Annotated in this window: 10 protein-coding genes; 8 read left to right on the top strand and 2 right to left on the bottom strand. The window is 43.3% G+C overall.

Annotated features, from left to right (window positions below; translation table 11 throughout):
- Positions 1-65 precede the first annotated feature (65 nt).
- The 7 genes from AC0YOD_RS16255 to AC0YOD_RS16225 all read left to right on the top strand — a co-directional run bounded on the left by AC0YOD_RS16255 (position 66) and on the right by AC0YOD_RS16225 (position 9,314).
- On the top strand, positions 66-743 hold the full coding sequence (locus AC0YOD_RS16255; protein WP_475800371.1) for a YdeI/OmpD-associated family protein: 678 nt from the start codon (positions 66-68) through the stop codon (positions 741-743).
- Between the two features lie 24 nt (positions 744-767).
- Positions 768-3,023: a cache domain-containing protein gene (locus tag AC0YOD_RS16250; protein ID WP_475800370.1), complete on the top strand. Its 2,256-nt coding sequence runs from the start codon at positions 768-770 to the stop codon at positions 3,021-3,023.
- Between the two features lie 176 nt (positions 3,024-3,199).
- Positions 3,200-4,132: an ABC transporter permease gene (locus tag AC0YOD_RS16245; protein ID WP_475800548.1), complete on the top strand. Its 933-nt coding sequence runs from the start codon at positions 3,200-3,202 to the stop codon at positions 4,130-4,132.
- Positions 4,133-4,139: 7 nt separating this feature from the next.
- Positions 4,140-5,000: a carbohydrate ABC transporter permease gene (locus AC0YOD_RS16240; protein ID WP_475800369.1), complete on the top strand. Its 861-nt coding sequence runs from the start codon at positions 4,140-4,142 to the stop codon at positions 4,998-5,000.
- A 51-nt stretch (positions 5,001-5,051) separates the two neighbouring features.
- The gene (locus AC0YOD_RS16235; protein WP_475800368.1) at positions 5,052-6,593 is read left to right on the top strand and encodes an extracellular solute-binding protein; all 1,542 of its coding nucleotides are present in this window, start codon (positions 5,052-5,054) and stop codon (positions 6,591-6,593) included.
- Positions 6,594-6,672: 79 nt separating this feature from the next.
- Positions 6,673-8,139 carry an arylsulfatase gene (locus AC0YOD_RS16230; protein WP_475800367.1) on the top strand — a complete coding sequence of 489 codons (1,467 nt, stop codon included), beginning with the start codon at positions 6,673-6,675 and terminating at the stop codon, positions 8,137-8,139.
- Positions 8,140-8,297: 158 nt separating this feature from the next.
- Positions 8,298-9,314, top strand: a complete 1,017-nt coding sequence (locus AC0YOD_RS16225) for an SDR family oxidoreductase (protein WP_475800366.1) — start codon at positions 8,298-8,300, stop codon at positions 9,312-9,314.
- 81 nt (positions 9,315-9,395) lie between these two features.
- On the opposite strand, the gene AC0YOD_RS16220 is transcribed toward AC0YOD_RS16225, so the two are convergent.
- The gene (locus AC0YOD_RS16220; RefSeq protein ID WP_475800365.1) at positions 9,396-10,241 is read right to left on the bottom strand and encodes an aldo/keto reductase; all 846 of its coding nucleotides are present in this window, start codon (positions 10,239-10,241) and stop codon (positions 9,396-9,398) included.
- Positions 10,238-11,443 carry an MFS transporter gene (locus AC0YOD_RS16215; RefSeq protein WP_475800364.1) on the bottom strand — a complete coding sequence of 402 codons (1,206 nt, stop codon included), beginning with the start codon at positions 11,441-11,443 and terminating at the stop codon, positions 10,238-10,240. Before AC0YOD_RS16215 ends, AC0YOD_RS16220 begins: the two co-directional genes overlap by 4 nt.
- A 155-nt stretch (positions 11,444-11,598) precedes the next feature.
- On the opposite strand from AC0YOD_RS16215, the gene AC0YOD_RS16210 reads away from it, so the two are divergent.
- Positions 11,599-12,018 (top strand): winged helix-turn-helix transcriptional regulator, encoded by a 420-nt coding sequence (locus AC0YOD_RS16210; protein ID WP_475800363.1) that lies wholly within the window; start codon positions 11,599-11,601, stop codon positions 12,016-12,018.
- The last annotated feature ends 70 nt before the right edge of the window (positions 12,019-12,088 follow it).

The following is a 12,088-nucleotide window of genomic DNA, read 5'->3' as shown; positions in this document are numbered from 1 at the left end:
CTTTTAGGCTATAATTAGCATAATTCAATAATGGAGCAATGAATACATATAGGGGTTGAACCAAGATGACTAAATCAATAGTAGAAAAGCTCAATTTGCAAAAATATGAGCAGGCAGCTGTATTAAATGAGCCGGATGGCATAAATTATTTTACCGAATTAAAGGGCTATGATACTGCGCTCGGGGATCATGGATATGATCTTATCTTTGCTTTTGTGCTGGATATCGATGCATTAAAGGAATTGGTTGATCGTGTAATCCGGCAAGGTCACCTCAATAAAGACGGTTATCTCTTCGCCGCTTATCCTAAAAAGGGAAACAAGGTCTACCCGACCTTTATTCATCGTGATGACTTGTTTGCGGGAATTGGAAGCGATAAAGATGGATTTATCGGAACAAGCACGATCAAATTCGCACGTATGGTGGGACTGGATGATGTATTTACCGTTGTAGGTCTCAAAGAGGATGCTAAAGGCAAAAACAAGGAGCAGATTTCTTCAAAATCAAGCCAGCGTGTAGATGATTATATTTCCTTGATCCCCCGTGTGGAAGAGGATTTGAATGATTTGCCTGAGCTGCTTGCCATATACCAATCCCTTACACCAGGGTATCGCAAAGATTGGGCTCGTTATGTTTACAGTGCGAAACAAGAGGAAACGAAAGAAAAGAGACGTGAGGAAATGAAGATGATTCTTGGAGCGGGTTATAAGAGTCGCGAGTTGTATCGCAAGGATCAGTCCTAGTTAAAATCATGAGGAGGAACCGGATTGAAATGGAAGCCAAAAAAATTATTCCGTAAATCAGCCTTTCGCCAGCATCTTATTTTATTTTTTATTACGATTCTCATTCCTGCGGTCATCTTCCTTTCCTATAACTTATACCGCTCATCGAAACAATTGACGAATGGTATTGAGAATGCTTCAGTCAATCAGCTGGACCGGATTGGTCGTAATTTGGACGGGTTGACCGATAATGTGGATCAACTGGCGACACAGCTATCCTTAACACCTTCGATTTATGATTTGCTTAACCGTCCTTATACCCTGACGATTTATGATTATTCGATCATAAAAGAGCAGCTTCGAGGATGGACAACGTCGAACTCCATCTTCTATTCGTTGTTGCTGCATATTTACCAGAATGAGAAGGTTTTGACTACCAATGAAGGGCTGTATACGACTTCTGATTATTTTGACAGCGCTTTTATTTCGGATTTGAGAGAATCGGCGAAAGATCGGCACACATCTTGGACAGGTATTCGTACGGCAAAAGGAAGTGCGGGAGCCAAAGACGTTGAGATGCTATCCTTTGCGCGATCGGTTCCGACTACATCTCAAACACCTCTTGGGATGCTCGTGATCGACATTACGAAGGACAGTTTTATGAAAGCCCTGCTTAATTCTTCTATGAGTGCAACAGATGCTACATTGGTACTTGACCCCCAGAACAAGCTAGTCTCCTCATCTGTTGAAGGACTCGATGCCGAAGGACTGGCCGAGCAGCTGGAGCAGGGTGATCTACGAACGGATGTTGTAACGCTTGCGGAAGGACGATATTTTGTAACCGCACATAAAGATCAGGCTCATGGTTGGACATTACTGCATTTAACACCATACCGTGTGTACAGTGAACAAATGAAAACTAATGTTGGCCAAGCCCTTCTTATATTATGTGTCGTTTTGCTTGTCGGCTTAGGAATATCCTACTTATTTGCCTTTCTTTTGTACGATCCATGGAGGAAAATGGCTGAGCGATTGCGGGAATTTGTGATCCGTCCTTTTGACACAGGCAAGTCTGATGCTTACAACATCGTGGATGATGCTATCGGCCATCTCATTACAACAGTAAGGCAGAATGAGCCGATTGTTCGGGATCACTTAGTTCAAGAGCTGCTGCTTAATCGTCCGCCAGAGGATCATGATGTACTCGAACGCTTTGCTCAGACGGGTCTTCGTTTTGGACATTCACATTTTCTTGTACTCCTTATTGTCGCAGAGGCGAGTAATAGAGAAGATGAGCAAGGAAATAGTGTGTATTTATATAGCTTGGCAGAGGATATACTGACCTCCAAATTTGCAGTGGCGGGCACTATTTTGGATCGAAGCATGTTCGGCTTCATTTTAAATCTAAGTGCAGATGAGCTTCAGTCTTCTGAACGGGAGCGTCTGGAGCAGTGCTGCCTTCAAATGATGAATGAGGCACAAGAGCGCTGGTCCGTCTGGCTTCATGCGGTGGTTGGCGGCATACGATCATTGGAAAATGTCCATGAAGCATATGAACTGGCTCGCCGGGCTGTCACGTATAAAGCATTTCTAGCTAGCTCTGATTCGAATATCGTATATGCGGATGGAACCTGGGAAGAGCTGAAGTTTGATTATCCCGTTTCCTATCAAAAGCTGTTTCTCAACACGATATTGGCTGGAGATCGGCAAGCGGCTGATGATTTGGTGTCACAGCTGTTCGAGAAATATATTCATCAGAATCGTTACTCTCAGCCTAAGCTGCAGCAAATGATTGTCATGCTTATGAGCCATATGCTGGGTTCGCTTGTTCAGGAAGGCTATGATATAGGGGAGCTTATGGACGAGGTTAGTTTGTTGAATTTAGAAAAGTACAGGGATAGCTCTGAGCTGCAATCCTATATTCATTCTACTGTTGGGTTAATGATGGATTACGTGCACGAGGTTCGCAACGAACGGAGCTTTCCTCCCTATATACGAGAAGCGTTGCAGTATATGGAACAGAATTATGAACGCAATATTGCCATATCGGATGTGGCTGAGGTTGTTGGAATAAGCAGCGGCCACTTGGGTCGATTGTTTAAAGCTGAAACGGGCAAGCCACCGCTTGAATATTTGACCGAATATCGTTTGGAGCAGGGAAAGAAACTGCTTAGAGATGAGAGCAGATCACTGCAAAATATTAGTGAGGCAATCGGATACAATGACGTTCATACCTTCATTCGTTTTTTCAAAAAATATGAAGGCATTACGCCGGGCGAGTACCGAAAAAAGATCATGTAGCCTTTATGATGAGCGTGTAGACTTTCAAACATAGCGTGTTAAATAACGGTTTTTCCCCATTCTCATTGCAGAGTGGGGATTTACTGTTTTTTGGGCAACGATTACGATGAAAGCGTAACCAATAGTCATGCGCCAAGTATTTATAACAAATGAATGGAGGTTGAAATGTGAACGGAATGTCTTCAGTCCCCGTAACTAGAACAAAACCGATATCCAAGCTAGGGCGACATTGGAGAGAATGGAGCAAGCACAAATACTACTTTGTTCTTCTACTGCCGGGTCTTATCTACTTCGCTTTATTTCACTATTGGCCGATGGCGGGCATCACGGTCGCTTTCAAAGATTTTCGCTTATTGGACGGGATTATGGGAAGCCCGTGGGTGGGGCTAAAATGGTTCCATATCTTATTCGATGCTCCGGATTTCTGGACCGCACTCAGAAACACAATCATTATTAGCTTCTATAAGCTTGTTTTTAGCTTTCCGGCTCCGATCCTTCTGGCGCTGTTGTTAAATGAAGTCTATCATTCGACTTTTAAACGCGTTATACAGACAATCGTATATTTCCCGCACTTTCTATCATGGGTTATTTTGGGCGGTATTCTGTTCTCGCTTTTCTCGTCAGATTCTGGCTTACTCAGTTTCCTTGGCATGAAAACATCACCGCTGATGGATCCAGGCTCATTTCGAGGCTTTCTCGTTATTAGTGAAATATGGAAGGACATGGGCTGGGGGACGATTATTTATTTAGCTGCTATCTCAAGCATTAACCCTGAATTGTATGAAGCTGCCCGAATGGATGGTGCTAATAGGTTTCATCTCGTACGGCATATTACGCTTCCATCGATTACTAATACAATCGTTATTTTGCTTATTTTACGTACCGGGCAAATTCTTCACGTTGGCTTCGAGCAAATCTTTATCTTATATAACCCACTCGTCTTTGAGGTTTCAGATGTTATCGATACGTATGTCTATCGACTTGGCTTAACGATGGGAAGATACTCGTTCGCAACGGCTGCCGGTTTATTTCAATCCTTCGTAGGTTTGCTGCTATTGCTTGTCACCAATGGGGTGGCTAGACGTATGGGCGAGCGCGGATTATGGTGAGGTGCCTATGAAAAAAACAATTGCATCTAGACTTTTTGACGCTGGTAACGGCATATTTCTGATCCTGTTGAGCCTTATAACGCTATATCCGTTATGGCATGAAATTTCATTATCACTAAGCTCGAAGGCAGAGGCGCTGCAGGGAGGATTCTTTTTCTTCCCACGGGGGTTCACTTTTCAAGCCTATGCAAACGTATTGTCCTCTGATTACATATGGGTGGCTTACGGAAATACCATTTTCGTTACAGTTGTGGGAACTCTGTTATCCTTATTGGTCACTTCGAGTATGGCCTATCCACTTGCTAAGCGTACGCTGCCCTGGAAGAATGTGTGGATGACGCTAGTCGTCTTTACGATGATATTCAGCGGAGGTATGATTCCTGTTTATTTGGTTGTAAAGGAGCTTAGCTTGCTGAATACATTGTGGGCGTTAATTCTTCCTAACTTGGTAACCGCCTTTAATGTTATTATTGTCATTAATTTTATTCGAGGTATTCCGGAGGAGATCGAGGAATCAGCCATGATGGATGGTGCGAATCCGATCCGTATCTATTTCTCCATTATTATACCGCTATGCAAGCCTGTACTAGCTACGCTGGCACTCTGGATTGCAGTAGGACTATGGAATAACTTCTTCTCTGCACTTATTTATTTGAATGACAAGGCGCTTACAACGCTGCCCCTGCTCATAAGGCAAATAATTGCGGGTCAGCAGCTCGCTGAGGAAACTGGACAGTTAGCCGATTCCTCGACCGAGTCGGTCATCGCTGCTACGATTCTTCTTTCAATTATTCCGATTCTTGCGGTTTATCCGTATTTGCAGAAATATTTTGTAAAGGGCGTTATGCTCGGTTCTGTTAAATCTTGAATTTTAAGTCTTAAGTTTAATTAACTGAGAGATGAATAGGGAGGTCTTTATATGCAAAAGAAATGGAAATTATCGACTACAGTAGCAAGTATGACAATTTTGGCTGTCCTTGCAGGGGGATGCGGAGACTCAAACAATACAACAAATAAGGGTACCGATAAATCATCTGATGATAAGACGGTAACGTATAACTTTCTGCGCAACAGCGGAATTGCCGAATACCCAGCCGATGGTGGTGAAGCTAGAAAGGTGCTGACGGAAGCTGCTGCTAAAGCCGGCATTAAAGGCGTGGATTTTGTAGCCCAGCAAGCTCCCGGAGATGATTATCAGACCAAGCTCAATTTGCTCGCGTCCTCAGATGATCTGCCAGACTTCTTCGATATTGATTCCATGACACTGAGTCGTTTTGTAGAGCAAGGATTGGTGCAGCCAATTGATGAGTATTTGGAGAAAGCGCCTCATCTTATGAAGCTGATTCCGCAGTACTATTGGGATCAGGTGACATTTGACGGTAAAATATATGCTTTGCCTAACGGCATGAGACCCGAAGCCTTTAACAGTCCGAACGTAACGTCAGTTCTAGTTCGCCAAGACTGGTTGGATGCGCTTAATTTGAAAGCGCCTACTACACTCGATGAGCTGCATGATGTGCTAAAAGCGTTTGTTGAGAATGATCCAGATAACAATGGGAAGAAAGATACACTAGGCCTAAGCGGTACGAAGCTTTCTCGCTATAACTCTATTTTTGGTGCATATGGCGTGATTCCAACCTTCTGGATGGAGAGAGAGGGGAAGATCCAGAAAGGCTTTACGCTTCCTGAAACGAAGCAGGTTCTTACCTTGCTCCAGCAGTGGTACAAGGAAGGTTTGATCGACCCTGACTTTCCAGTAATGGAAACGAAGCAATTGAATGAAAAAATCATTAACTCTAAAGTTGGTTTATTTGAGAATGATGCTTTCCTAGTGGATCCAAAAGCAAATCCTACTTCCGAGGCTTTGAACAAGGCAACACCGACATCTAAGCTGAATATGATTGCTCCGCCTAAAGGACCAGATGGAAAGTCAGGCAATGCTGAGACGAATGCAGTAGCTTCAGCTCCACTTCGCGCCTTGTCTGTGAAGGCGCAAAACCCAGAGAAGCTGTTCCGTTTCCTAGATTGGCTGGTAGATGACAGCGAAGGCGGAGGTTTTAACTTAGGACTATATGGTGTTGAAGGAACCGATTATACGTTTGATAAAGAAAAAAATCTCATTACACAATCCACAAGCTATGCTGAATTGTACAAAAAGGGCTATAACAATCCAATTCGGATGGCATTCATTATTGACAGAAGATGGACCACAGAGGCAGTTCGAGCAGGAATTGAAACGGCGTCAAAGAATATTATATCGAATGCTTTTTGGAAGACGGTTCCTGCTGAGCTGGATTACCCAGATCTAGAAACAAAGCTGTGGGCAGAATATTTCGTTAAGATCGTTACAGGCGTATGGAGCGTAGATAAGTTTGATGAGTTTATACAGAAATACAATCAACAGGGCGGCAAGCAAATTGCTGAACAAGCTAACGAAGAGTGGAAGAAACTGAAAAAGTAATAAAAATAAAACGTAAGATGCTCGCGGATGTTGTTGTACCTGCATCCGCGGGCTTCATGCGATCAGGGAGGTATTGGAAGTGAAGCCAAACGTATTATTCATTACCGTGGATCAAATGCGAGGCGATTGCTTAAGCATACTTGGTCATCCGACTGTTCAGACGCCGAATTTGGACAAGCTCGCTCAGGATGGCGTTTTATTTCGCAATGCTTATTCTGCAACACCGACCTGTATTCCTGCCCGTGCTGCGCTCTTAACAGGAATGAGCCAGCGCTCTCATGGTCGAGTTGGATACGAGGAACACATTCCTTGGACATATGAGCACACGCTTCCAGGTGAATTGGCAAAGGCGGGATATCATACTCAGTGCATTGGCAAGATGCATGTTTACCCGACGCGCAGCTTATGCGGGTATCACAATGTCGTACTGCATGACGGCTACATGCACTATAACCGATATAATGATCGGACTGTACGTGCGGAGCATTTCAATGAATGTGACGATTATTTAAATTGGGTACGAAATACGGAAGGCAACGCAACATACGATCTGATGGACAATGGTCTGGATTGCAATGCTTCAACAGTTGCGCTGCCATGGCATCTTGAAGAAAGACTGCATCCCACGAACTGGGCGGTATCGCAATCTATTGATTTTCTTCGAAGACGTGACCCAAGCAAACCTTTCTTCCTTTGTACGTCATTCGTACGCCCACATCCGCCCTTTGATCCGCCGCAGGCTTACTTCGACATGTATCTCAATGAGGACATGCCGGAATCTCCAGTAGGGGATTGGGTTGATTTGCAAAACGCAGAGAATGGATCAGTGGATCCGACGACCGGATTAGGCAAGCTTTCGAAGAAACGTCTGGACCGAGCTAAGGCAGCTTATTATGCTCTCATTACCCATCTGGATTTTCAAATTGGCAGGCTGTTGAATGCACTCAATGAATATGGTGTTCTGCGTAATACGGTTGTGGTTTTCACCTCTGATCACGGAGAATTGCTGGGCGACCACCATTATTTTCGGAAATCGCTCGCTTATGAGGGCAGCGCGAAGGTGCCTTTAATCGTAGTCGATTACACGGGGAGCTTGGGATTAAATCGGGGTATTAAGGAAGATAAGGTTGTCGAGCTGAGAGACATTATGCCAACGTTGCTGGATGCAGCTGGGACTGCTATTCCTGAGTCGGTGGAAGGCGCAAGCCTGCTTCCATTATGCCGCGATGGATCAGATATTCCTTGGCGGGAGTATGTACACGGAGAGCATGCATATGGAGCACTGTCTCATCACTATGTGACGAATGGCCTGGAGAAATACATCTGGTATTCGCAGTCTGGCAAAGAGCAGCTGTTTGATCTGGCTTCTGATCCGTCAGAGCTGTGCAATTTGGCGAATGATCCAGCCTCTTTGACGACCTTGCAAGGATGGAGAGATCGACTAATACGAGAGCTGACGGGACGAGAGGAAAGCTATGTGCAAGATGGCAAACTCGTAGTGGGGCAGCAGCCGAAGACGGTACTTACTCATCTAATAAAAGCATAGCGATTATTTATTCTATTACCGTCCGGAGATGAACCGGACGGTTTTTATTTTGCAGGAGAGGGTTTATACCATAAATGTCGAAATATTCTCTTACTGGTTCTATTTTATTATTCATTAAAACCAGTTAACATTTTTCACACAACTAACGGAGGTGGATGATGAAAGCGCTATTTATTGGAGGAACGGGAACGATCAGTTCTGCAATTACGAAGCAGTTGTTGGATAAAGAATGTGAGCTTTATCTTTTAAATAGGGGTACAAGAAATGAGGCTTTGCCTGAGGGTGCAAAGATTCTGAAAGCGGATATAAATGATGAAGAGCTTGTAGCCAAACTCATTGAAGATTTAGAGTTTGATGTGGTAGCAGATTTTATTGCTTTTGAACCCGCACAATTGGAAAGGGATTATCGCTTATTCCATGGTAAAACGAAACAATTTATTTTTATTAGCTCTGCCTCTGCTTATCAAACACCATTGTCTGATTATAGAATTACAGAGGGAACGCCGCTATCGAACCCTTACTGGCAATATTCCAGAAACAAGATTGCCTGTGAAGACTACTTGATGAAACAGTACCGTGAACATGGCTTTCCGGTTACGATTATAAGACCAAGTCATACCTATGATGAGCGTTCAGTTCCACTCGGTGTTCATGGAAGTAAGGGATCATGGCAGGTTGCTAAGCGGATGCTGGAGAACAAGCCTGTCATTATTCATGGAGATGGTACTTCGCTTTGGACGATGACGCATAATAGTGATTTTGCAAAAGGCTTTATTGGCTTAATGGGCAATATTCATGCGATTGGCGAATCTGTCCATATCACATCAGATGAGACGGTGACTTGGAATCAAATTTATGAAGCCATTGCGGATGCTCTTGGCGTGAAGCTCAATGCGGTTCATGTTTCTTCCGAATTTTTGGCGGCATCGAGCAAAGAGGATTATAGAGGCGGATTGCTGGGGGATAAAGCTAATTCCGTTGTATTTGATAATGCGAAGCTCAAAAGGCTCGTTCCTGATTTTGTTGCAACGACAAGATTTGATCAAGGGATTAAGGCAACGATTGCTTACATTCTAGCCCATCCTGAGCATCAAGTAGAAGATCCGGAATTTGATCTTTGGTGTGATAAGGTTGTCGATGCATTGGGCGCTGCTTTAAAAGCAATAACGGAATAGCCTTTTCCATCCTTATAGGAAATAATAAAAAGGCGTCATTCCTTTCTAATTAGAAAGGGATGGCGCCTTTTTAAATATAAATTAAAAGTCAAAGTTGTCTGGATCTGGTCCGACACGAAGATTCTCGTTCATCCCATCGATGCGAGCAATATCCTCTGCAGATAGTTCGAAATCGAATAGGGACGCATTTTCGATGATACGATTCTCTTTCGTGGACTTAGGAATCGTAACAATACCGTGCTGTAGATCCCAACGCAATATAACTTGAGCGATGGATTTATTATGCTTCTCTGCGATTTCTTTTAGGATGGGGTTATCCAAAAGCTGACCTTGCATTAAAGGTGACCATGCTTCGATCTGAATACCTTGTTCCTTGCAGAAATGTCGCAATTCCGTTTGACTTAATTTCGGATGAAGCTCCACTTGATTCACCATTGGTTTAATCGCAGCATCCTTCATTAGCTCTTCCAAATGATGAATTTGGAAATTGCTTACTCCAATTGCTTTTACACGACCTTCTTTATATAGAGTTTCCAAAGCTCTCCAAGCCTCTTTGAATTTGCCCTCTACAGGCCAATGGATAAGGTATAGATCAAGATACTCCAAGCCTAGTTTGGCTAAGCTGGTCTCGTAAGCTGCAATAGTGGATTCGTAACCAAGATCGGCATTCCAAACCTTTGAAGTAACAAAAAGATCTTCTCTTGCGATATTATTCTCTTTCATAGCTTCTTGAATACCTTGACCGACGCCTTTTTCATTCTCATAAATAGCAGCGGTATCAATACTGCGATAACCATGCTTAATAGCTGATTTCACAGCTTGGACCAATTCAGCGCCTTCTTCTACTTTAAATACGCCCAGTCCGAACCAAGGCATTTTTATACCATTGTGTAGTGTTGTTGTATCTTGCAAATGTTGTGCGTTCATATTGTTGACCTCCTGAGTTTTTGTTCATCTTTTTTGTCCAGCGATCGTGCCCAAGCGGTTAAAATGACAGCTCCAAGAACCATCGCTGCTCCCACCCATGCTGTATGAATAAGTCCAATCGAATCTGTAACTACTCCGCCTAAGTATGCCCCAATCGCAATTCCAGCATTAAACGCGGCTATATTGACAGCAGATGCTACATCTACTGCTTTCGGAGCAAATCGTTCAGCTAGCATAACTACATAGACTTGCAAACCTGGTACGTTCATAAAAGCTAACAATCCCATTAATAAAATAGTGATCAAGCCCGCAACCTTAAAAGGAGCGGTGAACGTTAGGATAAGAAGAATAATGGCTTGAAAAATAAACATATAGAACAAAGCGGTAACCGGCTTTCGGTTAGCAGCTTTCCCACCAATAATGTTGCCGATCGCAATAGCGATCCCGTACAGCAGGAGAATCAAAGCGACCGTGCTTTCTTTAAATCCGGTTATATCATGAAGCAAAGGGGATAAATAAGTAAAGACGACAAAGGTTCCCCCGTAGCCTATGGCAGTAATGGCGAACGCTAGCAGTAAGCGTCCATTCGTAATGAGTTTCACTTGATCGCGAAGCGGCGTTTTGGTGCCCTTCCGCAAATCAGATGGGATCAATATCATGTTGGCAATTAAGGCAATGACTCCGATGATGACAATCCCCATAAAGGCTGCCCTCCAGCCCAAATGCTGCCCGATAAAAGTACCCAAAGGTACGCCTGTCACGGTGGCTACAGTAAGTCCAGAGAACATAATCGCTATGGCACTGGCTCTACGGTTCTCAGGAACGAGATCAGCTGCGATGGTTGATCCTATCGACATAAATACACCATGTGCAAATGCAGATATGATGCGTGCGGTTAGCAGCACGCCAATACCGGTTGCTGTTGCTGCAAGGCTATTACCGATAATAAACACAATCATAATCCCAAATAATAATGTTTTACGCGGAATGTTAGAAGTCAAAGATGTTAAAATCGGTGCCCCAAAGGTTACTCCTAAAGCATATAACGTAACGGTTAATGCGGATGTTGTAACAGATATATTTAAGTCCTCCGCGATAAGGGGAAGCAGCCCCACACTGATGAACTCTGTTGTCCCAATCGCAAATGCGCTTATTGCTAACGCAAGGAGTGCTAACGTGCTTCTTTTTTTATCTAATGACATGTGTTAAACTCCTTTCGTCTAGTCATACCGGCCGGCAAATGCTATTATGATTTATTTAGGCGATAATGAATAGTACGCACTTTTTTGTACTATAGGTACCAAAAAGTAATATATGGACAAGAATGAGCTGTAAATCGTGTTGGAGGGATTAGGTAATGATCAAAAAGAAATATAATATTTCGGTGGAAGCGACCCTAGAGGTCATCGGAGGGAAATGGAAGTCGGTCATACTCTGTCATTTAACACATGGAAAGAAGCGAACCAGCGATTTAAAACGTAGTATGCCCACCATTACGCAAAAAATGTTAACACAGCAGTTGAGGGAATTAGAGCAGGACGGTATTGTGAATCGGATTAGCTATAATCAAGTTCCTCCAAAGGTGGAGTACGAGCTTAGTGGATATGGTTGGAGCTTGAAGCCGGTATTGGATTCCCTTTGCGCTTGGGGTGAGAGTCATATTATCAAGGAATACGGGGATAAGTTCGCAGTACTCGATAATAATATTTTAAATAATGATTCATTGGATATAGAGACCATTGAAGATGAAAGAGAAGCAGCGTTAAACATAGAATAAACAGCAATACCACTTCATACATGAAGTGGTATTTTTTATGAAGGAATAAAATAAGCGAATGTCGAAAGGT

Source organism: Paenibacillus sp. J31P13, from assembly GCF_056269295.1.
The sequence above is the reverse complement of the archived record's forward strand: the minus strand, read 5'-3'. Positions and strand labels throughout refer to the sequence as shown.